Genomic DNA, 24,739 nt, shown 5'->3' on the forward strand with positions numbered 1-24,739 from the left:
GTTCAGGATGTAGAGCTCCATCAACGGCGTCGAGCCGAGCGAGTTGACCAGCACCGCGACCTTGTCGCCACGCGACGGCGCCATCTCGGCAATGATCCTGTCCAGCATCTCGTCGGTGATCTCGTCAGCGGTCCTGAGCTTGCCGCGCACGATGCCGGGCTCGCCATGGATGCCCATGCCGATCTCCATCTCGTCGGCGCCGATCTCGAAGTTCGGCCGCCGCGTCTGCGGCAGCGAGCAGGGCGACAGCGCCACGCCCATGGTGAAGGTGTGGTCGTTGGCCTTCCTGGCGATGCGCTCGACTTCGTCGAAGGAGAGCATGCGGTCGCAGGCCGCGCCCGCCGCCTTGAAGATGAAGAAATTGCCGGCGACGCCGCGCCGCTTGCCCCGCAGGTCGCGCGGCGCCGAGGCGACGTCGTCGGTGGTCAGCACCGTGCGCACCTCGATGTCGTCCATCGCCGCCATCTCGGCCGCCATGTCGAAATTCATCACGTCGCCGGCATAGTTGCCGTACATGAACAAAACGCCGGCGCCGCCGCTCACCGCCTTGGCGCATTCGAGGATCGGGTCGGGCGGCGGCGAGGCAAAGACATTGCCGATGGCCGCGGCGTCCGCCAGCCCCTTGCCGACGAAGCCGAGAAAGGTCGGCTCATGGCCGGACCCGCCGCCTATCACCAGCCCGACCTTGCCCGGCCGTGGTCCGTCGCGGGCGATGATCGAGCGCGGACTGCCGTCCACGCTCCTGAGGTGGCGAGGATGCGCAGCCAGGATCCCTTCCAGCATCTCGTCGACGGAATGGTTGCCGTCGTTGATGATCTTCTTGGTCTGCACCGGCATCCTCCCGATCTCGGTTTTTCCACGATATTAGAGGCTGTTACCGGGATTGCCACCCCGGCAGCAGACCTCACGCCGCGATCTTTTCCCGCGCCGCACTTATCTCCACGCAGGCCTTGCCCGCTTCCTTGCCCTTGACCTGGAAGTGCTCGAAGAAGAAGCGGTGGTGCTCGGCGCTGTCGTGATAATTGTGCGGCGTCAGCACCGCCGAAAGCACCGGCACGCCGGTCGCGAGCTGCACGGTCATCATGCCGTCGAGGACGGCGCCGGCGACGAAATCGTGCCGGTAGATGCCGCCATTGACGACGAAGGCGGTGCCGAGGATCGCGGCATAGCGGCCGGTCTCGGCCAGGGTCTTGGCGTGCAGCGGGATCTCGTAGGCGCCGGGCACGTCGAAGACATCGACGGCGAAGCGGCCGCCGCCGAGAACGGCAAGCTCCGCCTCGAACGCAGTGACGCACTGGTCGACGATGTCGGCATGCCAGCGCGCCCGAATGACGGCGACGCGAACGATTTCATAGTCTTTCGGGGAATGCTGATTCATGGGTCCATCCTTCCGTTTCGAACCAGAATCAGGACGCACGATACGAAAACCCGGCCCGCGCGAGCGGCCCGTCCTTCCGTTCGTTCTCTTTCATCCGGACTGTGACCGTCGGCTCCGGAATCACACCGGATCTGCTGACCTTCCTTTCCGGGAAGCGCTCGCGGGCTTGAGCCGAGGCTCTTACCGCCGGTGGGGACTTTCACCCCGCCCTGAGAACTTTGACGGTGAAGCTATGGAGGGGGAGGGCGGCGCTGTCAATTAGCGCCGTCGCCGCAGCTGCCAATCTTCCTCCTTGTGGCTAACCACGCTCCGGGAACATCGCCTTCAGCCCCTCGCGTGAGGCCTTGGCGACGCCGCGCTCGGTGATCAGGCCGGTGACAAGCCGCGCCGGCGTGACGTCGAAGGCCGGGTTTGCCGCGGGCGTCGCTTCCGGCGAGACGCGCACCTGCGCGATCTCGCCCTTGGCGTTCTTGCCCCAGACCAGCGACACCTCGTCGCCGGAGCGCTCCTCGATCGGGATTTCTGCAAGCCCGTCGCCCACCGTCCAGTCGATGGTCGGAGAGGGCAGCGCGACATAGAACGGCACGTCGTTGTCGGAGGCGGCGAGCGCCTTGAGATAGGTGCCGATCTTGTTGCAGACGTCGCCATCCGCGGTGGTGCGGTCGGTGCCGACGATAACCATGTCGATCTGGCGACGCTGCATCAGATGGCCGCCGGCATTATCGACGATCAGCGTGTGCGGCACGCCGTGGCCGGCCATCTCCCAGGCGGTCAGCTGGGCGCCCTGATTGCGCGGCCTGGTCTCGTCGACATAGACATGGACCGGAATGCCGGCTTCGGTTGCCAGATATATTGGCGCGGTTGCGGTGCCGTAATCGACCGTCGCCAGCCAGCCGGCGTTGCAATGGGTCAGGATGTTGACCGTCTCTCCCGGTGCTTTTCGCGCCGCGATTTGCTTGATGATGGCAAGCCCGTTCTCGCCGATGGCGCGGTTCAGCCCGACATCCTCGTCAGCGATCTCGGCGGCGCGCCGATAGGCGGCCCCGGCCCGCTCGGCCGGCGGCAGCGGCTTCAGAACCCGCCGCATCTCGTCAAGCGCCCAGCGCAGGTTGATCGCCGTCGGGCGTGTCGCGTGCAGTGTCTCCCAGACGGCGTCCAACGCCGCATCCGACGGGTCGTCTTCCATCTGGATGGCGACGCCATAGGCGGCGGTGACGCCGATCAGCGGCGCGCCGCGCACCCACATGTCGCGGATCGCGGTGGCGATACCGGCAACGGTGCCGATCGTCTCGATGCGGAACTCATGCGGCAGCCAGCGCTGGTCAATGATCTCGACCGAGCGGCCGTCATCGCTCAGCCAGATGGTGCGGTAGTGGCGGTCGCCGACGTTCAAAGGCTGCTCTCCTGTTCGATCAGCGCGGCCAGGCTGTTGACCTCGTCGATGCTGTATATCTGGCGCCGGTTGACGGCGAGATGGCGGCCGAACTTCAGTGCCTTTGCTTCGCATGTGGCGCGCAGATCCTGATCGGCAATGGTCTCGAAATCGGCATTGTGGGCGAGGCCGAGGATGCGCCGGTGCACCTCGATGCCGGCAAAGCCGAGCAGGTCGGTCCAGATCGAGTGCAGCATGTGGTCGAGCGCCTGCTCGGCGCCGAGCAGATCGCCTTGATCCTCGAACAGGCTTCTGTGGTAGAGCATGCCGGTGCGCTCGGTCCGCCACAGATGCGAGAACTCGGCGCGGAACACGGCCCAGGTTTCGGCGGTGACCCCGAGCAGGTAGGCGCGCATGGCGTCGCGCCTGCCTTTGTCTTCATGGCCGTGCTGCGAGAAGAATGACATCCAGAAATTGGCGAGCAGCATGCCAACGTCGAAGGCGATCGGGCCATAGAAGGCGAACTCCGGATCGATCATCCGGGTTTCGGTATCGGTGACCATGATCGAGCCGGAATGCAGGTCGCCATGCAAGAGCGTCTCGGCGTTGGCGGCGAACAGATGTTTCAGACGCTGCGCCTCGACCTTGAGGTCGCGGTCTGCGCGCAGCTCGGCGACCAGGCCGTCGAGCTGCGGCGACGTATGCCGGTTCAGCTTGGCGTCGAAATAGGGATCGGTGAACACCAGGTCCTCGGTGATGCCGCATAGCTCGACATTGTCGGCGAACAGCGCCAAATCGGCTTTGCGGTCCTTGGTCGGCATATGCAGGTCGGAGCCGCGGAACAGGGTGCGGGCCATGAACAGGCCGATGTCGCGGGCGATGTTCGGCAGTTGCCGGCCTTCGATCAGCGCACGCCGCAGGATGATGTGCGGCGGCGCCAGATATTCCATGACGATCAGCGCCTGGGCCTCGTCGAAATGGTGGATCGACGGCACCGAGCCGGGCGCTCGGCGCTCCTGCCTTGTCAGCGCGTGATACTCGAAGAACGAGCGTTTCAACGGCAGCGGCCAGCTGTCGCCGACCAGCCGCACATAGGGCAGGGCCTGCTTGACGACGACCGCGCCTTCGTCGCCCTCGACGATGAACACCAGGTTGAGATTGCCGTCGCCGACCTCACGCACCTTCCAGCGTCGGGCATCCTTGCCGATCTGCGCGGTGACGGCCTCATTGGCGCCGAGGCGCGCCGGCAGCGTTTCGACCGATAGTGCTTCGAACGGCAGTTTCTGCGTCATCATCATCCTCTCGCTTATGCGCTCCGAACATAAAGGAGGCATGGCGGCGGGGCCAAGCTAGGAAGCATGCTGGCAATTGTCAATCGTGTTGACAATTGCCGATATAGCCCATAGCGTCGGGGTCAGGGAGGAATGAATGGGCACTGGTGCCGTGTTCCGCGTGGACGGCCTAAGGAAGTCCTTTGGCCATATCGAGGTGCTTGGCGGCATCTCGCTCGACTTGCATGCGGGCGAAGTCACCGTGCTGATGGGCGCCAACGGCGCCGGCAAATCCACCCTGGTCAAGATCGTCAGCGGCGTCTACGAGCTCGGCGGCGGCACGATGCATCTCGCCGGCGAGGACTTCGCGCCGAACACGCCGGCCGAGGCGATCCGCGCCGGCGTCGTCACCGTGCATCAGAACATCAATGACGGGGTCGTCGCCGACCTCGACGTCGCCACCAATCTGACGCTGGACCGCCTGAGCGGCAGCGGCGTGCCGACCTTCTTCAATCCCGGCCGCGTGCGCCGCGAGGCCAGGGCCGTCGCCGATCGCATGGGGCTCGCCATCGACCTCAAGGCCCGGGTCAGCGATCTCTCGTTGGCAGACCGGCAGATGGTGGCGATCGCGCGGGCCATGGCGCACCGGCCGAAAGTGCTGATCCTCGACGAGCCGACCTCGTCGCTGTCCAGCGCCGAGGCCGACCGGCTGTTCCAGCTCATCGACCGGCTGCGCGAGCAAGCGGTGGCGATCCTCTACATCTCGCATCGCATGTCCGACATCCGCCGGCTCGCCGACCGCATCGTCTCGATGCGCGACGGCGTGGTGAGCGGCCTGTTCGACACCAAGCCGCTCGACTATGAGGGCGCCGTCAACGCCATGCTCGGCCGCAAGATCCATCTCGACCGGGTGGTCGCGAGAAGCTCGGCGCGCGCTGTCTTCAACACGGAAGGCCTGCGGATCGCGCAAGGGTCGAAGCCGATCTCGATGACGCTCGGCGCCGGCGAGGTGGTGGCGATCACCGGCTTGGTCGGCGTTGGCAAGACGGCGCTGGCCGAAACCTTGTTCGGTGTGCGCCGGCCGCTGTCCGGCACCATGACCATGGACGGCAAGCCCTATGCGCCGGCATCGGCAGGCGAGGCGATCGCGGCCGGCGTTTTCCTTGTCGCCAAGGACCGCGCCACCAGCGGCATCGTCGGCGGCTTCAACATCGAGCGCAACATCAGCCTGCCCTTCCTCAAGCGCATGTCAGGCTTCGGCATCATGAAGCGGCGCGCCGAACGCAGCATCGCACGCCGGCAGATCGACGAGCTCGCCATCGTCTGCCGTTCGGAGAAGGACGAGCTTTCCGCACTTTCGGGCGGCAATCAGCAGAAGGTGATGGTCGGCCGCTGGATGTCGCAGGATGCAAAACTGTTCATCCTCGACGAACCGTTTCAGGGCGTCGACATCTCGGCCCGGCGCGACATCGCCTCCAAGCTCCGAGCGAGCGCCGACGGCCGCGCCACGCTGCTCTTCGTCACTGAGCTCGACGAGGCGCTGGAGACGGCCGACCGCATCCTGGTCATGTCGGAGCAGACGATCGTCGGCGAACACAGGAACGAAGACATCGATCTCGAGCGGCTGCTTGCCGAAGTGGCGGGCGGCCCGCTGCACAGTGCGGCGTGAGGATCATGGACAGGAATGGAGCAGGGATGCGTTGGACTGACACGGCAACGGCGCCGGAGAGCGCTGCATGATGTTGCGTGACCATGCCATCCGCTACGGCTTCATCGTCCTTCTGTTCGGCCTGATCGCCTATTTCGCGGTCGCCGCCGACGGTTTCGTGTCGCCGCAGAGCGCCGTCTTCATCTTCCAGTCCGTCGCCATCACTGGCGTGCTGGCGCTCGGCGTCACGGCGACCCTCGTAGTCGGCGGCTTCGACCTGTCGATCGGCTCGGTCGCCACCAGCGCCATGATGGCGGCCGCCTATGTCATGGTGGTTCTGGAGCAGAACGCCGTCGTCGCGGTCGTCGTCTGCCTGCTCATAGGCGCCGTCGTCGGCCTGATCAACGGCTGGCTGATCGTCTACATGCGGGTGCCCGACCTGCTCGCCACGCTCGGCATGATGTTCCTGCTCGTCGGCCTGCAGCGCATCCCAACCGAAGGCCGTTCGATCGCCACCGGCATGACCATGCCCGACGGCTCGGTCGCCAACGGCAAGTTCGGCGAAGCCTTCCTGGCGCTCGGACGCCATCGCTTCGATTTCTTCGTGCCCAACCTCGTTCCGGTGTCGGTCGTGGTGCTGATTGTGCTGGCGCTGCTGATCTGGTTCTTCCTCGAATACACGCGCTTCGGCCGCATGATGTATGCCGTCGGCAGCAATGAGCGCGCGGCCGAACTCGCCGGCGCGCGGGTCAAGGCCTACAAGATCTGGGCCTATGTCATTTCGGGCGTCTTTGCCGCGATCGGCGGCATCCTGCTCGCCGCCCGGCTTGGCCGTGGCGACATTGCCTCAGGCAACAATCTGCTGCTCGACGCGGTGGCGGCCGCGCTCATCGGCTACGCGGTGCTTGGCGCGGCCAAGCCAAACGCCTTCGGCACGGCCGTCGGCGCGGTCTTCGTAGGGGTACTGCTACAGGGCCTGACGATGATGAACGCGCCCTACTACACGCAGGATTTCGTCAAGGGCGGCGTTCTCGTCGTCGCCCTTGTCTTCACCTTCGCCCTTTCCGGCAGGGGCGGGAGATAGGTTCGACCGGTCAAAACAGTGGAGGAAAACGACATGAACATCACAAGAAGACTTCTGGGGAAGGTGGCGCTCGGGCTTGCGGGCGCCACGATGCTGATGCAGGTCCCGGCTCTTGCCGCCGACAGACCGGCGCCGTTCGACAAGCCCGGCGTCAAGATCGCGCTGGTGCGCTATCTGTCGACCGGCGACTTCTTCCAGGCCTATCTCTCGGGCGTCGAGGCGCAGGCCAAGGCGCTCGGCGTCGACCTGCGCGTGCTGGACAGCCGCCAGGACGCCGCCCTTCAGGCCGACATGGTCGACCAGGCCATCGCGCTCGGCGTGCAGGGCATCATCATCCAGCACGGCCTGACGGAATCGATGAAGGATGCCGCGCAGCGCGCGGTCGACGCCGGCATCAAGGTCGTCGCTTTCGACGTCAATGTCGAGAACCCGAAGATCCCGCAGATCGAGCAGTCCGACCGCGACCTTGCCCGTCTCGCGCTAGAGCAGGCGGTCACGGACAATGGCGACAGCTGGACGGCCGGCTATGTCTACGTCGCCGGCATCGCGCCGCTCGACCGCCGCAACGAGACCTGGGTCGACGTGAAGAAGAAGCATACGGGCATCAACGAGGTCGCCATGTTCGGCACGCTCGACAACCCGATTGCCAACTCCGTCGCCAACCAGGCACGCTCGGTGCTGTCGGCGCATCCCGACATAAAGGTAATGTTCGCCCCCTATGACGAATTCGCCAAGGGGGTGAAGATCGCCGTCGACGAGGCGGGTCTGAACAAGGCCGTCAAGATCTACTCGGCCGACATCTCGACCTCTGACATCGCCGCGATGCGCGAGCCGGACAGCGCCTGGGCCGCCACCGCAGCCACCAACCCGGCCGTCGTCGGCCAGGTCTCGGTGCGCGCGCTGGCGCAACTGCTCGCCGGCGAGGATCCCGGCCACAACGTCATCGTGCCGCCGACGCTGATCACCCAGAAGGAACTCATCGACAAGGACATCAAGAACATGGAGGACCTGTCGGCCAAGCTGCCGCAGTTCGCCCATGCCGATGTCGCGATGCCGGCCTGGATGCCGAACCCGAACGCCAAGTAGTTCTGGTCTAGGCGCGTCGCCTATGATGGTATTGATGCGACGCGCTTCCGACTCCCAGCTGCTGCACGTTTTTGGCGACATTAGCAACGTTGGCGCTGCCCCTCATTCGCCTGCCGGCACCTTCTCCCCGTATAGTGACGGGGAGAAGAGGCTGGCCGCGACGCTGGCGCATATTCTGCAACGAGGTTGACGAAACCATCCGCGACAGCTGTCTTTCTCCCCGTCACTATACGGGGAGAAATGCCCGGCAGGGCAATGAGGGGCAGCGCCAACCGACGAAATAACGTCAACCGTCTTGCTTGAGACCGTTCTAGCCAACGCGACCTCTTTCGTGCTCGGAAGAGAGTGGCATCCAGGGCCGCTCTCCTGCTTGCAGCCCGCTCTCAGCCCACTCTTCCGGCGCGCGCCAACCCATGCGCCACCAGCCGGTCGATGACTTCCGGATAGCTGACGCCGCTCGCCGCCATCGCCTTGGCGTACATGCTGATGTCGGTGAAGCCGGGAATGGTGTTGAGCTCGTTGATCAGGAACGTCATGTCCGGCATCAGGAAGAAGTCGACACGCGCCATGCCGTCGCAACCGACGGCCCTGAAGGCCCTTGCGGCCATGTCGCGCATCGCCTGCTCGACTTCCCGCGGCAGTTCGGCCGGCACGATCAATGCCGCGCCGTTCTCGTCGATATACTTGGCATTGTAGTTGTAGAAGCCGTGGCTTTCCGCCGGCACGATCTCGCCCGGCCGCGAGACGAAGAGCTTGCCCGCGGGGTCTTCCAGCACGCTGAATTCGATCTCGCGGCCACGGACGAATTCCTCCGCCAAGAGCTTGCGATCGTGCTGGAAGGCTTCCGCAAGCGCTCGATCGAATTCCTGGCTGGCATTGACCTTTGCGACGCCGACAGACGAGCCCTGCCGCGCCGGTTTGACGAAGAGCGGCAGGCCGAGCTGGTCTCCCAGCACGGCAAGCGATGGCGCCGAACCTTCCTCAATGGTCACCGACCGCGCGACTGGTAGGCCGGCAGCTTTCAGCAGCCGCTTGGCGATGTCCTTGTCGAGCGCAGTCGCGGAGCCCAGGATGCCGCAGCCGGCGAGCGGCACCTGCGACACTTCCGCCAGCCCCTGCACCGCGCCGTCCTCGCCGTGCAGGCCGTGCAGGACGGGAAACAGGATATCGATATCTGGCAGCGCGTAGGGCGCGCCCTCGGCCGGGATCGCCAGCATCCGCCCGTGTCCGCCCGGCACCAGGCAAATCTCCGTGTCGCCCGAAGGTGCCGACAGCGTGCCGTCCTCGAAACGGCTGAGCAGCCATTTTCCTTCGCGGCTGACGAAGATCGGAACCGCATCATATTTCGCCGGCGCCAGCGCGCGCATGACATTGGTCGCCGAAAGCATCGAAACGTCATGCTCTGCCGAACGCCCGCCAAAGAGCACGGCAATACGCAGTCTGTTCGCGGCCATGAACGTCTCCACCTTGCAAGCGGTTCAAGGAATAGATTGAAGCGGAATTTCGGCAATCGCTTCCGACGACGACAGTTTTCAAGTCGTGGTGGCGAGGTCGCTAAAGTCGCTGCCGCCCCTCAACTGGTGATTGGCGAAACCGTCGGCGACAGCGTCCCTCTCCCCGTCACTATACGTGGAGAGGACACCGGCAAGCGGATGAGGGGCGGCGCCAGCGTTCCCCTATGAACCCCTGCATGACAGTAGGGGTCCATGGCAGGTTGCCTACCGCAGCGCCGCGGCGATGTTGCCGCCGTCGACCGTCGTCACATCGGCGGTGGTTCGATCGGCCAGCGCCTGGTGCAGGAAGGCCTGCGCCACGTCCTCGGCCGTCACTTCCTGGCCAAGCAGATTGCCGGACATGTATTCCTTCTCCGACACGCCGCGCGCGCCCGAGCGGCTGGCGATCATGGCGTCGGTCAACAGACCCGAGCGGATGCGGTCGGCATTGACCGCGTTCGAGCGGATGCCCTGCGCGCCGTAGTCCAGCGCATATTGCCTCGACAAAAACAGCGTCGCCGCCTTCGGTATGCCATAGGCGCCGAACTTCGGCCCCGGGTTGATCGCCTGCTTGGACGTGTTGAACAAAAGCACGCCGCCGGTGCCCTGTTCCAGCATGATGCGCACGGCGTTCTGCGCCGCCGACTGGTGGGCGAAGAAATTGAGCTCGAAGCTCTTGCGCAGCGTAGCGTCGTCGAGCTCGCCGATGCGGCCTTCCCAGGCCGCGCCCGCATTGGAGACGAGGATGTCGAGGCCGCCATAGACGGCGACTGCCCGGTCGAAGGCGGCACGCAGTTCGGCCGGATTGGTGATGTCGGCGCCGACGCCGATCGAGCCGTTGCCGGCCTTCTTCGCCGCTTCCGCGGCCTTGGCCGCATCGAGGTCGACGATGATGGCATGTGCGCCATTGTCGGCGAACAGCTTCGCCGTCGCCGCGCCGATCGCGCCGGCGCCGCCGGTCACCAGCACCACCTGGCCGGTCAGCGGCTTCGGCTTGTTGGAGGCGAGCTTGGCCTGTTCCAGCGACCAGTATTCGAGCGGGAAGAGATCGGCCTTGGACAGCGGGTGGAAATGGCCGACGGCCTCGGCGCCGCGCACCGCCTCGATCCACATCTCGCCAACGTCGGAGGCGATCCTGGCGTCCTTCAGCGTGCGGCCGTGGCCGAACATGCCGAGGCCTGGCACCAAGGTCAGGCGCGGCATCGGATCGAGCATGGTCCGCTTGACGTCGTCCAGTGCGTCATTGGTCTCGAAATAGGCGCGATAGTCCTTGGCGAAGGTCTCGACATGGCCGCGGACGACCGCCTTGTAGTCGCCGATCTTGTCGGCGTCCGGCGCCGGCACCGCCATCGGACCGGTCTTGATGCGGATCGAGAGATCCGGCGTCGAGACACCGCGCCCGGCATAGTCGGCGATGTCAGCCGAATTGATGAAATCGACGATCGCATCGGAGGTGCGGAAGTCGCTGATCATGCGATCGAAGCGGCCTTCGCCGCGCGCCACCGCCACCGCGCCGCGCAGCGCGGGCGCGATGTCGGCCGGCTTGGCAAGTCGAGCCGGCAGGGCCGCCTTTGCCGTCTTCGGCTTGCCGTTCTTGGCGACATAGTCCTCGGCGACGGTCACATGGTGGATCATCCGGTCGTAGGCCTGTCTGGCATCGTCGCCGAAGGTGAAGATGCCGTGCTTGTCGAGGATCAGGCCCTCGACGCTGGGGTCGGCATCGAAAACGTCGCCCGCCGCCTTCGCCAGGTCGAAGCCCGGCATGATGTAGGGCACGTAGCCCATCTTTTCGCCGAACACTTTTCCAACCAGCGCCTTGCTGTCTTCCTGGTCGACAATGGCGAGGACGGCGGTCGAATGCGTGTGGTCTACGAATTTGTGCGGCAGGAAGGCGTGCAGCAGCGTTTCGACCGAGGGATTGGGCGAGCCGGGGTCGATGAGGTTGGCGCGCTGCAGCGCCACCATGTCTTCGTCGGAGAGCCTCTCCAGCGCGCGCGCCTTGAGCAGCGCGCCCATCTTAACCGCCGGCAGGCCTTGCGGCTCGATGACGGCCATGTCCCAGCCGCTGCCCTTGACGCAGAGCACGTCCCACTCGTCGCCGACGAGATCCGTGGCTTTGATCTTGCACGACGTGTTGCCGCCGCCATGCAGCACCAGCCGCGGCTCGCCGCCGAGCAGCCGGGTCGTATAGACGCGCAGCGCGAGGTCGCGGCCGACGCCCTTCTTGGCATAGTCGGCAACCATCTTTTCCGCGTCGCCGTCATTCCACAGGTTCTTCATCTCGCTTCGTCCGCTTTCATGTCTTTGATTGCTGTGAACAGGAATGCCGCGACGCTTTGATGACAATGCGCCGGCGGCGAGGATTGTTTGTCTAGGAAGCCTTCTTGGTCACCGCTCGGGCATGGTCCAGCAGCCGCTGCGCCATGCGCGCGCCGACCACCAGATGCGTGCAGAGTCCGCCGGCGAGCGCGGCAAGCAGCGGCTCGAATTTGCTGTCCTCCTGCACCACCATCAGCCGCTTTTCGATGGCGCCGAGCGAGCCGAGTTCGGCGGAGATGACCCGGCGGTTGTAGCTGCAGTCGAGCGCCTTGCCGCCGGCGTCGATGATCTGTCCGGCGATCACGCCGGCGGCGCCGGCGTTGCGCAGCACTTCCATTTCGCTCACCGTCAGCGCGCCACATTTGACGACATGGCTGTCGGCGTCGACGGTGCCGACGGAAAACAGCGCGAGGCTGCAATCGCTGATGCCTGCCAGTTGTTCGCGGATCACAGGCTCGGCGCGCAGGGCCCGCGCCAGCTCTTCCGTCGACAGCACCAGCGGCGCGTAGAAGTTCAGCCCCTTGGCATTGAGCCGCCGCGCGATCTCCATCGTGCACTGGTCGGGCCGGTAGGAGTAGGGCGCGCCGAGGTTGCCGCAGAGCTGCACCACGGTCACGTCCTGCAGGTCGGCGAAGGACATGATGTCGGCGATGGTGTAGACGGTGCGGCCCCAGGCGACGCCGATGCGGTCGCCCTTTTTCACCAGCTCGAGAAAGACGCTGGCCGCCAGCACCGCGATGTCGGTCGACGGATCGACGACATAGGCGTTTTCCGGCGCGATCCAGACGGCGTCGAGCTCCAGCGCGTCTTCCAGCTTCCGCGCCATGACGTCATCGGTGAACAGCTGGGTCGAGGTCGAGATGTTGACGATGCCGGTCTCGCGCGCCTTGCGCAGATACATGGCGACCGACGCGCGTGAAATCTTCAGCTGGTTCGCCACTTCGTCCTGGCGCATGCCATGCGCATAGTAAAGCCAGGCGGCCTTGTGGATAAGCTGTTCTGCCGGTCGGATTGCCATGCCATCTCCTCGCTGACATTATTCACGGCTCTCGACAAAAGTCAAACCGAGTGGAGGTATGCGTTTCCCTTTCGCCGGCTGAATCTAGATCACCATTGTGCCAAATGCCCCCTGTCGTGGCATCGTTGGTGGTGACGAGGCGCGGAGCCTGTGATTAGAAGTCGATCATGCAACATTACAGCTTGCGCAGCGGGAGGACGGGATGAGCAATCCCTATGAACAGGATCTCGACAGGAACGCCGCCAACCATCAACCGCTGACGCCGCTCACCTATCTTGAGCGGGCGGCAAAAACCTATCCCGATCATGTCGCCATCATCCATGGCAATCAGCGCATCACCTATCGCGATTTCTGGCGGCGCTCGCTGAGACTCGCTTCGGCGCTGGCCAAGCGCGGCATCGGCAAGGGCGATACGGTGACGGTGATGCTGTCGAACACGCCACCGATGCTGGAGGCGCATTTCGGCGTGCCGATGACCAGGGCGGTGCTGCATTCGCTGAACACGAGGCTCGACGCCGCCGTCATTGCATTCCAACTCGACCACGCCGAGACCAAGGTCCTGATCGTCGATCGCGAATTCTCCGGCGTGGTCAGCCAGGCGTTGGCATTGGCCAAGGCCAAGCCATTGGTCATCGATTATGACGATCCCGATTACGCCGCCGACGCGCCCTATCCGAAGGGCGAGCGGATCGGCACGCTCGACTATGAGGAGTTCGTCGCGGGCGGCGATGAGGCTTTCGCCTGGTCGATGCCGGATGACGAGTGGGACGCCATCTCGCTCAACTACACATCGGGCACCACGGGCAATCCCAAAGGCGTCGTCTACCACCATCGCGGCGCAGCGCTGATGGCCTACACCAACACCATCCATGCCGGCATGGCCAAGCACGCGGTCTATTTGTGGACGCTGCCGATGTTCCACTGCAACGGCTGGTGTTTCCCGTGGACGCTGGCCGTTCAGGCCGGCATCCATGTCTGCCTGCGCTGGGTGCGGCCGAAGCCGATCTACGACGCCATTGCCGATCACGGCGTCACCCATCTGTGCGGCGCGCCGATCGTGATGTCGGTGCTGATCAACGCCAGGGACGAGGACAAGCGGCAGTTTCCGCAAACCGTCACCTTCAACACGGCGGCCGCGCCGCCGCCGGAGGCCGTGCTGTCAGGCATGGCCGATGCCGGCTTCGCCGTCACCCATCTCTACGGCCTGACCGAGACCTACGGGCCGGCTGTCGTCAACGAATGGCACAATGAGTGGGACGAGCTGGAGAAGGGACCGCGCACGGCGAAGAAGGCGCGCCAGGGCGTGCGCTATGCTTCGCTCGAAGGCCTGACTGTGATGGATCCCCAGACGATGACGGAAACCCCGGCCGACGGCGAGACCATCGGCGAGGTCATGTTCCGCGGCAACATCGTCATGAAGGGCTATCTGAAGAACAGGAAGGCGACTGACGAGGCCTTCGCCGGCGGCTGGTTCCACTCAGGCGATCTCGGCGTCATGCATCCGGACGGCTACATCCAGCTCAAGGATCGCTCCAAGGACATCATCATTTCCGGCGGCGAGAACATCTCCTCGATCGAGGTCGAGGACGCGCTCTACAAACATGCCGCCGTCGCCTCCTGCGGCGTCGTTGCGAAGTCCGATGACAAATGGGGCGAGGTGCCGGTCGCCTATGTCGAGCTGAAGCCCGGCAAGAGCGCGACCGAGGCCGAGATCATCGACCATTGCCGCACTTTGATCGCCCGCTTCAAGGTGCCGAAGGCAGTGGTGTTTGCGGAAATCCCGAAGACATCGACCGGGAAGATCCAGAAGTTCCGGCTGCGGGAAATGGCGAAGGGCCTCTGAGTTCGTCATCCTAGGGTGAAGCAGTCGCGGCGCGACGTTGCGGAAACCCTGGGGTCCATGCCGTGATCTTGCGGCCGTGCTGCGGCGGTCGAGAATAGCCCTGCACGAATGGCGCCGCTGGCAAGCTAACTGCTTGATCCGACTTTATTCTTTGGCCGACGTCACGGCATTGATCCCAGGGTCTGCGCCGCGTCGCTTCGCTCCTTGCTTCGCCCTAGGAAGACGAACTCATTCGTCGGGTTCAACCTTTCCTCACTGTCACCATCTGTCACCAATTATACGCGTACGTCGAATCCGCGTTGACATCCTGCTCGTTTCGATTTACGAGTGACGAAAATTGAAATTCGTCACTCGTTATTTGACAGAGAGCTAATGTCCGAAGCCGCCAACATCGTGGCCGACCCCGCCCGCCAGGAAAATGTGACGCGCATCCTCGATTGCGCCGAACGCCTGTTCCGGCACTACGGCTACGGCAAGACCAATGTCGCCGACATCGCCCGCGAGCTCGGCATGTCGCCGGCCAACATCTATCGTTTCTTTGCCTCCAAGGTCGAAATCCACCAGGCCGTCTGCGGCCGCATGCTCGGCGCCAGCTACAAGATGGCCTACGAGATTTCGCGCTTGCCGCTCAGCGCCGAGGAGCGGCTGCGCCGCTACGTGCATGCGCAGTACAAGATGACCATGGAAGTCATGCTCGATGACCAGAAGGTGCATGAGATGGTCATCGTCGCGCTCGAGCGCGACTGGGGTGTCATCGACAAGCATGTCGACAGCATCCACGATCTGTTCGCCGAGGTGATCCGCCAGGGCATCGAAGCCGGCGAGTTCAGGGACCAGGATCCGGTGATCGCGTCGCGCTGCTTCGGCGCCGCCACCGTCATCCTTTGCCATCCGCAGATGGTGGCGCAGTGCCTTGCCAAGACCAACCGGGCGATGCCCGACGATCTCATCGATTACGCGATCCGAGCCTTGAAATAGCCGCCGCCCGCCGGGCGCCGGTCGACAAGTTTATCTCCAGTCAGGAGTGCTAAGGTGTCTTTGTCCAATTCCATCATCCGCGGGCTGCCGGTCGCCGGCCTGATCGTCGCCGCTCTCGGGCTCGCCGGCTGCAGCCAAGAGAAGGCCGAGGTCAAGGAGATCATCCGGCCAGTCAAGGTGGTCGAGATCGGTGAGGCCCAGACCACCCGCGAGCTCGACTATTCCGGCTCGGTGCGCGCCCGCACCGAGATGAACCTCGGCTTCCGCGTCGCCGGCAAGGTCACCGAGCGCCTCGTCGATATCGGCCAGCATGTGAATTCGGGCGACGTGCTCGCCCGCATCGATCCCTCCGACTACGATTTGTCGGTCAGGAGCGCGGCGGCGAGCCTCGATGCCGCCGAGCGGCAGGTCGAAACGGTGGATCTGGCAAAGAAGCGCGCCGAGCAGCTCTACGCCAAGAGCTTCGCCTCGAAGTCGCAGCTCGATCAGGCGACGCTGACCTATGCTCAGGCCGTGGCGACGCGTGACGCTGCCCGCTCGACGCTTGCCCAGGCGAAGAATCAGGTCGGCTACACCGATCTCAAGGCGAACGAGGATGGCATTGTCACCGCCATCAGCGCCGATATCGGCCAGGTGGTCGGCGCTGGAACGCCCGTGATGACCGTTGCCGTCGATGGCGAGAAGGAAGTGCTGATCGCCGTTCCTGAAATGGATATCGCCGAGTTCCGGCCGGGTAAGGACGTCAAGGCGGGCTTCTGGTCCGACGACGCGCTGACGCTGGCCGGCAAGGTCCGCGAGGTGGCCGGCAGCGCCGATCCGCAGTCGCGCACCTTCGCCGTTCGCGTCTCGCTGCCCAACGATCCACGCGTGCTGCTCGGCATGACCGCCAACATCGAAGCCTCGGTGGCGAGCCGGAAGCAGATGGTGTCGATTCCGCTCAGCGCGCTCGCCCAGAAGGACGGCCAGAAGATCGTCTGGACCGTCGACCGCACCAGCGAGACGGTTCATCCGCGCCCGGTCAAGGTCGGCGACTTCACGGTGGACGGCGTCAATGTCGCGGACGGGTTGAAGCAGGGCGACGTCGTGGTCGCCGCCGGCACGCAGTTCATGACCGAGAACCTCAAGGTCAAGCTCTCCGGCGACGCGGCGCAGCAGTCGGCGTCGGCCGAAGGCAAAGCCGACATCACCAGCAGCCTGCGCTGAAGCCAGGCGAATGAAAACGCCGCTCGTTGAAGCAAGCGGACCATGGTTTCCGGGCGGCGAGCGCCCGGCTGTCGAGACGTCAGGTTGATGTAACCCCCACATCGATCCTCGCGTCCCACCGCGACGAGTGTCTCTCCGCCTCGGAAAGCCTCGCCGCCCGGAAGCCAGCATCGGAAATATCGTGAGCACGCGCAGATGCGTGCCTTTGCCGATCAATCGGAATGGACTGACGCCGATGACCACCGACAGCACTGAAAAGCGGCCCTTCAATCTTTCGCGCTGGGCGATCGGCCACCCCAGCATCGCCCGCTTCCTGTTCGGCCTGATCATCCTCGCCGGCGCGCTCGGCCTGATGCGCATGGGCCAGAAGGAAGATCCGGACTTCACCTTCCGCGTCATGGTCGTCCAGGCCGTCTGGCCGGGCGCCTCAATCCAGGAGATGGAGGACCAGGTCGTCAACAAGATCGAGCGCAAGCTGCAGGAAACGCCGCATCTCGACTTCGTGCGCTCCTATACCCGCGCCGGCAGCGCCATCATCACCCTGCAGGTGAAGGGCGACACCAACGCCGAAGAGGTCAAGGACGCTTTCTACCAGGTGCGCAAGAAGGTCGGCGACATCGCCAGCGACCTGCCGCAGGGACTGCTCGGCCCGTATTTCAACGACGAGTTCGGCGACACCTTCATCACGCTGCATTCGATCAGCGGCGACGGCTACAGCTATCCCGAGCTGAAGAAGTTCGCCATTCAGGCCCGCGACATGCTGTTGACGACGCCGGGCGTCGAGAAAGCCGTCATCATCGGCGACCAGCCGGAGAAGATCTATGTCGACGTCTCGTCGAAGGCTCTGGCCGAGCGCGGCCTGACGCTGACCGACCTGCAGAACGCGATCAAGGGCCAGAACAATGTCGATCCGGCTGGCTCGGTCGATACCGGACAACGCTCGGTGCGCATCTCGGTCGAGGGCGACGTCACCAGGGCCGCCGACATCAGGGAACTGCGCCTGCGCGCCGGCGGTCAGGTGACGCGGCTCGGCGACATCGCCACCGTCTCTTCGGGGCTGGAGGATCCGTTCCAGCGCAAGTACCGCTTCAACGGCCATGAGAGCGTCCAGCTCGGCGTCGTCATGGCCAAGGGCTTCAACGTCACCGACGTCGGCAAGGATGTCGAGGCGACCTACCAGCGCTTCGAGGAAGGCCTGCCCTACGGCGTCGCGGTTGACCAGATCTCCGACCAGCCGGAAGTCGTCCGCGATGCCGTCAAGGAGTTCATGGAGGCGCTCGGCGAGGCGCTGCTGATCGTGCTGGCCGTCTCGCTGCTGTCGATCGGCTGGCGTTCCGGCCTGGTCATAGCCATCGCCATCCCGCTGGTGCTCGCCGCCACCTTTGCCATCATGTACGAGCTCGGCATCGACCTGCAGCGCATTTCGCTGGGCGCGCTGATCATCGCGCTCGGCCTGCTCGTCGACGACGCCATGATCGTCGTCGAGATGATGGAGCGAAAGCTGGAGGAGGGGCTGGTCAAGATCGAGGCGGCGAGCTTCGCCTATTCTTCGACCGCCTTCCCGATGCTGACCGGCACGCTGATCACCACCGCCGGCTTCATCCCGGTCGGCTTCGCCGCCTCGACCGCCGGCGAATATGTGCGCACCCTGTTCTATGTCGTCGGCATCGCGCTGGTCGTGTCCTGGTTCGTGGCAGTCTATTTCACGCCATGGCTCGGCCACATGATCCTGAAGCAGCGCAAGCATGCCGGCAGCCATCACGACGTCTTCGACACGCGCTTCTACCGCCGGCTGCGCGCCACCGTCGGCTGGGCCGTGCGCCATCGCATCATCGTGCTGGTGATGACGCTGGTCACCTTCGCCACCAGCCTGTGGGCGTTCCAGTTCATTCCGCAGAACTTCTTCCCACAGTCCTCGCGGCCGGAGATCCTCGTCGACCTCTGGCTGCCGGAAGGCACCTCGATCAAGGAGGTCGAGACGCAGGCCAAGGCGCTCGAAGGCAAGATGATGGACGATCCGGACAAGCGCTTCATCGCCACCTATATCGGCGAGGGCGCGCCGCGCTTCTTCCTGCCGCTCGACCAGCAGCTCAGGAATCCCAACTTCGCCCAGCTCCTGGTGATGGCCAAGGACGAGCCGGCGCGCGAACGACTGATCGTCAAGCTGCGGACCATCCTGGCCGAGGATTTCCCCTCGATCCGTTCCAAGGTCGATCGCCTGTTCCTCGGCCCGCCCACCGGCTGGCCAGTGCAGATGCGGGTCATGGGTCCGGACCGCCAGGAGGTGCGCCGCATCGCCGACGAGGTGAAGGCGAAGTTCCAGGCCAACCCACTGCTTGGCGCCGTCCATGACGACTGGCTGGAGCCGGTGCCGGCGATGAAGCTGGTCATCGACCAGGATCGCGCCCGCGCGCTCGGCGTCACCTCGCAGCGTATCCGCCAGATGCTGCAGGCCACCATGTCCGGCGCGCCGCTCGACGATTTCCGAGACGGCGAGGAGACGGTGTCGATCGTCGCCCGCGAGCCGGAAGCGAGTCGCAAGCTGCTGTCCTCGGTCGATTCCGTCTATATCCCGACCGATTTCGGCGGCTTCGTGCCGCTGTCGCAGGTGGCCAAGGTCGTTCCGGTGCTGGAGCAAGGCATCGAGTGGCGGCGCGACCGCCTGCCGACCATCACGGTTCGCGGCACCCTGCCGGACGGCGTGCAGTCGAACGACGTCGTCACCAAGATGTACAACGACATGAAGGACCTGCGCGCAGGTCTGGCGCCCGGCTACAAGGTCGAGATCCAGGGCGGCGCCGAGGATTCGGCCGAAAGCCAGGCCTCGATCGCCGCCAAGGCGCCGATCATGCTGGCCGTCATCGTCGTGCTGCTGATGATCCAGCTGCAGCATTTCGGCAAGGCGATGCTGGTACTGGCGACCGGTCCGCTCGGCATCATCGGTGCTGCCGCGGCCCTGCTGATCAGCGGCGCGCCCTTCGGCTTCGTCGCCATCCTCGGCGTGATCGCGCTGCTCGGCATTATCATGCGCAACTCGATTATCCTCGTCGATCAGATCGACCAGGACATCGCTGTCGGCATGGAGCGATCCGAGGCCATCATCGGCGCTGCCGTGCGCCGCTTCCGGCCGATCATGCTGACGGCGCTGACCGCGGTGCTGGCGCTGATCCCGATCTCGCGCGCCGTCTTCTGGGGGCCGCTGGCCTACGCCATGATGGGCGGCATCCTCGTCGCCACCGTGCTCACCATCCTCGTGCTGCCGGCAGGCTACGCGCTGTTCTTCGGCCGCGAGCGCAAGAAGGCCGGGGTCGAGGGCAAGAGGCCCGAGTCCGAACTGGTGCAGAACAACGAAGAGCCGCAACTGGCGCTGGCCGCGGAATAGGTGGTGGCAACCTCGGATCGTCCGCCATGGTCACGGGTGGCGGACGATCTGCATCGCGGGTCGGCGCGCTAGTGCAATTCCAGGAAAGTGTGAAGCGAATTGCAGGGGCGCGGCATCTTCAGGCGCGAGTATGAGGGATCGACGCTGCGCGAGAATCTCGGCCTGAAGCGGCCGTCGAACCGGTTCTTCGAGGAGACGACGGTCCGCAAGGCTGGCTGACGAGAGGCCGTTGGACAAAAGAGATCGGGCGCGCCGAGGCGCGCCCGATCTTGTTCTCAGGTCGCTGCGTCAGATGACGAACAGCCAGTTGGCGATCAGCATCACCGCCACGCCGGCGATCAGCGTCAGATAGGGCAGGGCGCCCGCCTTCTTGACCGAGAGGTCGGCTCCCGCCATGCCGAGGTCGGCCAGCATATGGTCGGGGAACTTGCCGCCGTCCTGGATGTAGTGGCGGAAGCAGAACACCGGGATGATCAAAGCCGCGGTGATCAGGCCCGCCCACAGCGCCATCGGGTTCCACACCTTGGCGCCGGCGCCCATGAAGACCGCGTTGACATAGGCGAAGATCGCGCCGATGCCGAGCAGCCAGGTCGGCGCCCGCCACGGCCGCGCGATATGGCCGTTGTCGATGCGGTGGATCCAGCCGGCGTTGAGGTTGAGGAAGTTGAAGATGATGTAGCCGCAGTTCGACACGGCGAGGATGAAGAAGAAGCTCGTCGCGTCGGCCGAGGCGATTGCCAGCACGATCAGGTTGAAGACGAGGTCGGTCCACATCGCCCGCGTCGGCGCGCCGTGCTCGTTGACGTGGCTGAGGTAGCGCGGCAGCCAGCCGTCGACCGAGCCCTGGTAGAGCGTGCGCGAGGAGCCGGCCATCGCCGTCATGATGCAGAGCACCAGCGCCAGGATCATCAGCATGACCAGCAGGCTGTGGATGATCCTGCCGCCGCCGACCATGCCGGCCAGCGCATCGGCGACACCGGACCCGTCGACGATCGGCGTCGCCAGCATGCCGTTGAGGCCGAGCACGCCCTGGAAGGTGAACGGCACCAGGATGAACAGCAGCATGCAGAGCAGGCCGGAATAGAAGATCGCCTTGAACGTGTCGGTGCCGGGGTTCTTGAACTCGGACGTGTAGCAGACGGCGGTCTCGAAGCCGTAGGTCGACCAGGCGGCGATGAACATGCCGCCCAGCACCAGCGTCCAGCCGGCGATGTTCCAGGCTCCCGGGTCGGGCGCGTAGGCGGCCGCCAGCGGCACCAGCGGCGAGAAGTTCGCCCAGTTGATCTGGCCGGTGAAGATCGGCACCACGCCGACGATCAGCATCGGGATGATGACCAAAAGGCCGATATATTTCTGCACATTGGCCGTGCCGAGGATGCCGCGATGCTGGATCGAGAAGATCATCAGCATTAGCACCGCGCCGATGAAGAAGGTCGCGTTGAAGGTGAAGGACACCGGACCCAGCGTATGGCCCCACAGCGACCAGGTGCGGATCGCCGGCGTCGCGGCGGCGGCCACCGCCGCGATGGCATCGGCGGGCGCCGTGCCGGCATGCGCGGCGATATAGGCGACCACTTCCGGCGAGGTCTCGCTGAAGACCGGGATCGGCGCCAGCGCGTTGAGGATATAGGCGGCGGCGATCGAGCAGCCGAGCGACAGCACCGGCGACCAGGCGAACCAGTTGCACCACACCGACAGCGGCGCGATGAATTTCGAGTAACGCAGCCAGGCGGTGGCGCCGTAGATCGAGGCGCCGCCGGACTTGTTCGGGAACAGGCCGGCGATTTCGGCATAGGTGAACGACTGCAGGAAGCCCATGATCATGGACACCGTCCAGATCACGAAAGCCAGCGTTCCGGTCGTGCCGGCAATGCCGCCGATGGAGAACAGGACGAGGGCGGGAACGCCGCTTGCCACCCAGAAGGCGCCACGCCAGTCGATATGCCTGAGCAGCTTGCCTTCCGCAGGCTGCTCCAGGACCGTGCTCATTGTGCTCATATGTATGAATTCCCCTTTTTTTGCTGTTCCCCGCCGGTGTGCCTCGGCTGCGCGAAGCTTCCCCCCCGGCCTCATTTCGAACGGCTGTAGTGTTTCCACTCAGTCGCATTTTTTTCTTAACAGTGAAGATTGATCCGACGCGCTTTCACGTCAAGCGTTTTGTGGCGCCGTGCACATCACGCTTGCGAAACATGGCACGGACGCCACTGCGGCCGCCATCAAGACGGTCGGATGAGGCCTTGGAGGCGGCCGTCAGGAGCGCGGTTTCGTCTTTTGCGGGTCGTAATGCGCGAAGGCCACGACTCGCGCCGGCAGCCGCTTGGCCTGGCCGTCGAGCTTGCCGACCTCGACCTCCGTGCCGATGTCGGCATGGGTGACGTCGAGCCGCGCCAGGGCGATGGTCTTGCCGAGCAGCGGAGAGCGCATGCCGGAGGTGACGACGCCGATCTGGGCGCGGCCGACATGGACGCAGTCGCCGTGGCCGACAGGGATGTTCGCATCGATGTCAAGGCCGACCAGTTTCGTCTGCGGATGTTCCTTGCGCCTTATCAGCGCGTCGCGGCCGATGAAGTCGTCGGTCTTGGTCTTCAGCGGCACGGTGAAGCCGATGCCAGCCTCGAACGGATCGGTCTGGTCGGAGAACTCGTAGCCGGCGAAGATCAGCCCGGCCTCGATGCGCACCATGTCCAGCGCCTGCAGGCCCATCGGCTTCAGCCCATGCGGCTGGCCGGCCTCCCAGATCGCGTCGAACACTTTTTCGGCGTCGCGCGGATGGCACCAGATCTCGTAGCCGAGCTCGCCCGTATAGCCGGTGCGCGAGACGACCACCGGAACGCCGTTGCCGCCGCCGATGCGGGCGACCGCGAAGCGGAACCATTCGAGCTCGCTGATCGATGGCTGCAGCGGCGAGGTCCATACGACCTCCTTGAGGATGTCGCGGCTCTTCGGCCCCTGCACGGCGATGTTGTGCATCTGGTCGGTGGACGAGCGCACCAGCACGTTGAGGCCGAGTTTCCTGGCGGTCTCGCGCAGCCATTCGCCGGACAGGTCGTCGCCGCCGACCCAGCGGAAATTGTCCTTGCCGAGCCTCAGCAGCGTGCCATCGTCGATCATGCCGCCATGCTCGTAGCACATCGCCGAATAGACGATCTGGCCGACGCCGAGCTTCTTGACGTCGCGGGTCAGCGTGTACTGCAGCAGCGCTTCCGAATCCGGTCCGGTGACCTCGAACTTGCGCAGCGGCGACAGGTCCATGATCACCGCCGCCCGCCGGCAGGCCCAGTACTCGGCGATGGCGCCCTCCTTGGCGAAGGAGTTGGCCAGCCAGTAGCCCCTGTACTCGGCGAAGTCGCGCGTGTGCTTGGCAAAGCTCGAATGAAAGGCTGTCTCACGGGTCATTTTCGGTTCCGAATCGGGCGTCATGCGTCTGGCGATCGCGCGCGAGAATTTGTGCTGGCCGGAATAGGTGCGAACATGGATGTCGGTGAGGTCCCAGCCATTGGCGGGCGTGGTGTCGTCGGGACAGGCGGAGGAGACGCAGACGATGTCGGTCAGCGCGCGCAAGAGCACATAGTCGCCCGGCCGCGACCACGGCTCGTCCGAGACCATCACGCCATGCGCGTCGATCGCCGTGTTGAAGAAGAAGTTGATCGCCATCCAGCCGGCGCGGGGCGTGACGCCCTTGTCCGAGAGCGCCTTGTTGAAATTCTCCGAGCAGTTGGTGTGTCCGGGATAGCCGATGTCGTCGTAATATTTGGCAGCACAGGCGAGCGCGAAGGCGTCGTGCCGCCCGCAAGTGTCCTGCACCACCTCGACCAGCGGCTCCATGTCCTGGTCGTAATATTTCGAATGCAGGCCGGGCATCGGATAGGCGGCGCCCATCAGCGTGCGCGTCGTCGTCACGTCGAGCGGATGATCGAGGCCCTTGTCCAGCTTGCGCGCTGAAAAACACTGGAAGTCGGTGCACTGCCGGCCATCGACATCGATGATCTGCAGATAGTCGCCGGCCTTGACGAAATAGGCTTCGGCGGTCGCCGAATGGACACGCAGATCGAGCACAGGATCGGCGAGCGGATCGGGGAGTTGCGACCTGGTCTTCAGCCGAATGGTGTTGCGCCGCACGGTGACGGTAAGCGGCGTCGCTGTGTCGTGGCCGTCGACCAGCATCGGTCCGCCGGGTGCGGCGATCAGCATCGCGCCATCGCGCTGCACGGCGAAGCCTTGCTCGGTGCCGGCCGGCGTCGTAGCGCCGAAGACGCGCACGGCCTTCGGTTGCTCAAGCTGAACTTGGCGGCGTTGCAGGCCGAGACGCAGCGCCGACAAGCTGTCGTCGCCATCCGCCAGCAGCGCCTTGATGCCGGCGGCGTTGCTGTTTGCGGCCTCGCCGAAAATGCCGGGATCGGTGACGCCGTCCTTGCCCCAGGCCAACAACTCGCAGGCCTGTCCGCCTTCGATATTGCGCACGCTGACCGTATCGCCGGCCTCGACGTCGAGCAGCACGGCGCCATTGCCCTGCACGGTGTAGCGCTCGATGCCGGACGGCAGCGCGATCTGGCCAGGCCTCAGGATGAGGCTCGGTCGGGGCGGCCCGGAGGCGACGGCGGGGTAGGGCGACTGGCTCATCTCGACCCTATGTTTCGAGCAACAAGTTTGCCTGTGTGTGAAAT

General features: G+C 64.8%; 16 protein-coding genes and 1 riboswitch. Of the genes, 7 read left to right on the forward strand and 9 right to left on the reverse strand.

Annotated features, from left to right (window positions below; translation table 11 throughout):
• From EN745_RS08585 to mtnK, 4 genes are all read right to left on the reverse strand, one after another.
• A partial coding sequence (locus EN745_RS08585) for a dihydroxyacetone kinase subunit DhaK (RefSeq protein WP_145991994.1) occupies window positions 1-831 on the reverse strand: 831 nt, incomplete at its 3' end.
• A gap of 73 nt (window positions 832-904) precedes the next feature.
• Window positions 905-1,378 (reverse strand): 6,7-dimethyl-8-ribityllumazine synthase, encoded by a 474-nt coding sequence (locus EN745_RS08590; protein ID WP_127421014.1) that lies wholly within the window; start codon window positions 1,376-1,378, stop codon window positions 905-907.
• Between the two features lie 78 nt (window positions 1,379-1,456).
• A riboswitch (FMN riboswitch) is annotated at window positions 1,457-1,599 on the reverse strand.
• A 77-nt stretch (window positions 1,600-1,676) separates the two neighbouring features.
• On the reverse strand, window positions 1,677-2,771 hold the full coding sequence (gene mtnA, locus EN745_RS08595) for an S-methyl-5-thioribose-1-phosphate isomerase (RefSeq protein WP_127406279.1): 1,095 nt from the start codon (window positions 2,769-2,771) through the stop codon (window positions 1,677-1,679).
• Window positions 2,768-4,042 carry an S-methyl-5-thioribose kinase gene (mtnK, locus tag EN745_RS08600; RefSeq protein WP_127406280.1) on the reverse strand — a complete coding sequence of 425 codons (1,275 nt, stop codon included), beginning with the start codon at window positions 4,040-4,042 and terminating at the stop codon, window positions 2,768-2,770. The genes mtnA and mtnK overlap by 4 nt, the downstream gene beginning before the upstream one ends.
• A 136-nt stretch (window positions 4,043-4,178) precedes the next feature.
• Here mtnK and EN745_RS08605 point away from each other — a divergent pair, with 136 nt between their 5' ends.
• The 3 genes from EN745_RS08605 to EN745_RS08615 all read left to right on the forward strand — a co-directional run bounded on the left by EN745_RS08605 (window position 4,179) and on the right by EN745_RS08615 (window position 7,839).
• A complete protein-coding gene (locus EN745_RS08605) occupies window positions 4,179-5,690 on the forward strand; it encodes a sugar ABC transporter ATP-binding protein (protein ID WP_127421015.1) in 1,512 nt (503 codons plus the stop codon).
• A gap of 67 nt (window positions 5,691-5,757) precedes the next feature.
• A complete protein-coding gene (locus tag EN745_RS08610; RefSeq protein WP_127421016.1) occupies window positions 5,758-6,753 on the forward strand; it encodes an ABC transporter permease in 996 nt (331 codons plus the stop codon).
• A gap of 33 nt (window positions 6,754-6,786) precedes the next feature.
• Window positions 6,787-7,839, forward strand: coding sequence for a substrate-binding domain-containing protein (locus tag EN745_RS08615; RefSeq protein WP_127421017.1), 1,053 nt, complete (start codon window positions 6,787-6,789; stop codon window positions 7,837-7,839).
• Window positions 7,840-8,222: 383 nt separating this feature from the next.
• Here EN745_RS08615 and EN745_RS08625 read toward each other — a convergent pair whose 3' ends face one another.
• The 3 genes from EN745_RS08625 to EN745_RS08635 all read right to left on the reverse strand — a co-directional run bounded on the left by EN745_RS08625 (window position 8,223) and on the right by EN745_RS08635 (window position 12,669).
• Window positions 8,223-9,293 carry a D-alanine--D-alanine ligase family protein gene (locus EN745_RS08625; RefSeq protein ID WP_127421018.1) on the reverse strand — a complete coding sequence of 357 codons (1,071 nt, stop codon included), beginning with the start codon at window positions 9,291-9,293 and terminating at the stop codon, window positions 8,223-8,225.
• A 264-nt stretch (window positions 9,294-9,557) separates the two neighbouring features.
• Window positions 9,558-11,612 carry a bifunctional aldolase/short-chain dehydrogenase gene (locus EN745_RS08630; protein ID WP_127421019.1) on the reverse strand — a complete coding sequence of 685 codons (2,055 nt, stop codon included), beginning with the start codon at window positions 11,610-11,612 and terminating at the stop codon, window positions 9,558-9,560.
• A gap of 91 nt (window positions 11,613-11,703) precedes the next feature.
• Window positions 11,704-12,669, reverse strand: coding sequence for a sugar-binding transcriptional regulator (locus tag EN745_RS08635; RefSeq protein WP_127407074.1), 966 nt, complete (start codon window positions 12,667-12,669; stop codon window positions 11,704-11,706).
• 202 nt (window positions 12,670-12,871) lie between these two features.
• Here EN745_RS08635 and EN745_RS08640 point away from each other — a divergent pair, with 202 nt between their 5' ends.
• The 4 genes from EN745_RS08640 (at window position 12,872) to EN745_RS08655 (ending at window position 20,075) form a co-directional block, all read left to right on the forward strand.
• Window positions 12,872-14,512, forward strand: coding sequence for an acyl-CoA synthetase (locus EN745_RS08640; protein WP_127421020.1), 1,641 nt, complete (start codon window positions 12,872-12,874; stop codon window positions 14,510-14,512).
• 372 nt (window positions 14,513-14,884) lie between these two features.
• On the forward strand, window positions 14,885-15,490 hold the full coding sequence (locus EN745_RS08645; RefSeq protein ID WP_126056055.1) for a TetR family transcriptional regulator: 606 nt from the start codon (window positions 14,885-14,887) through the stop codon (window positions 15,488-15,490).
• A gap of 54 nt (window positions 15,491-15,544) precedes the next feature.
• Entirely contained in the window at window positions 15,545-16,693 is a 1,149-nt protein-coding gene (locus EN745_RS08650; RefSeq protein WP_127421021.1) for an efflux RND transporter periplasmic adaptor subunit, read from the forward strand.
• A gap of 235 nt (window positions 16,694-16,928) precedes the next feature.
• Window positions 16,929-20,075 (forward strand): efflux RND transporter permease subunit, encoded by a 3,147-nt coding sequence (locus EN745_RS08655; protein WP_127405678.1) that lies wholly within the window; start codon window positions 16,929-16,931, stop codon window positions 20,073-20,075.
• A 288-nt stretch (window positions 20,076-20,363) separates the two neighbouring features.
• On the opposite strand, the gene EN745_RS08665 is transcribed toward EN745_RS08655, so the two are convergent.
• Complete coding sequence (locus EN745_RS08665; protein ID WP_126056052.1) at window positions 20,364-22,073, reverse strand: APC family permease; 1,710 nt, start codon at window positions 22,071-22,073, stop codon at window positions 20,364-20,366.
• Window positions 22,074-22,325: 252 nt separating this feature from the next.
• On the reverse strand, window positions 22,326-24,695 hold the full coding sequence (locus EN745_RS08670; protein WP_127421022.1) for an aminomethyltransferase family protein: 2,370 nt from the start codon (window positions 24,693-24,695) through the stop codon (window positions 22,326-22,328).
• Between the last annotated feature and the right edge of the window lie 44 nt (window positions 24,696-24,739).

This window comes from Mesorhizobium sp. M4A.F.Ca.ET.022.05.2.1 (assembly GCF_003998845.1).
GTDB lineage: Bacteria > Pseudomonadota > Alphaproteobacteria > Rhizobiales > Rhizobiaceae > Mesorhizobium.

Bases quoted from the DNA above. Each gene is read 5' to 3' on its own strand.
- EN745_RS08670 (WP_127421022.1), bottom strand. From the start codon at position 24,695: ATGAGCCAGTCGCCCTACCCCGCCGTCGCCTCCGGGCCGCCCCGACCG.
- EN745_RS08645 (WP_126056055.1), top strand. From the start codon at position 14,885: ATGTCCGAAGCCGCCAACATCGTGGCCGACCCCGCCCGCCAGGAAAAT.
- EN745_RS08590 (WP_127421014.1), bottom strand. From the start codon at position 1,378: ATGAATCAGCATTCCCCGAAAGACTATGAAATCGTTCGCGTCGCCGTC.
- EN745_RS08630 (WP_127421019.1), bottom strand. From the start codon at position 11,612: ATGAAGAACCTGTGGAATGACGGCGACGCGGAAAAGATGGTTGCCGAC.
- EN745_RS08615 (WP_127421017.1), top strand. From the start codon at position 6,787: ATGAACATCACAAGAAGACTTCTGGGGAAGGTGGCGCTCGGGCTTGCG.
- EN745_RS08640 (WP_127421020.1), top strand. From the start codon at position 12,872: ATGAGCAATCCCTATGAACAGGATCTCGACAGGAACGCCGCCAACCAT.
- EN745_RS08610 (WP_127421016.1), top strand. From the start codon at position 5,758: ATGATGTTGCGTGACCATGCCATCCGCTACGGCTTCATCGTCCTTCTG.
- EN745_RS08605 (WP_127421015.1), top strand. From the start codon at position 4,179: ATGGGCACTGGTGCCGTGTTCCGCGTGGACGGCCTAAGGAAGTCCTTT.
- EN745_RS08665 (WP_126056052.1), bottom strand. From the start codon at position 22,073: ATGAGCACAATGAGCACGGTCCTGGAGCAGCCTGCGGAAGGCAAGCTG.
- EN745_RS08635 (WP_127407074.1), bottom strand. From the start codon at position 12,669: ATGGCAATCCGACCGGCAGAACAGCTTATCCACAAGGCCGCCTGGCTT.
- EN745_RS08655 (WP_127405678.1), top strand. From the start codon at position 16,929: ATGACCACCGACAGCACTGAAAAGCGGCCCTTCAATCTTTCGCGCTGG.
- mtnK (WP_127406280.1), bottom strand. From the start codon at position 4,042: ATGACGCAGAAACTGCCGTTCGAAGCACTATCGGTCGAAACGCTGCCG.
- EN745_RS08625 (WP_127421018.1), bottom strand. From the start codon at position 9,293: ATGGCCGCGAACAGACTGCGTATTGCCGTGCTCTTTGGCGGGCGTTCG.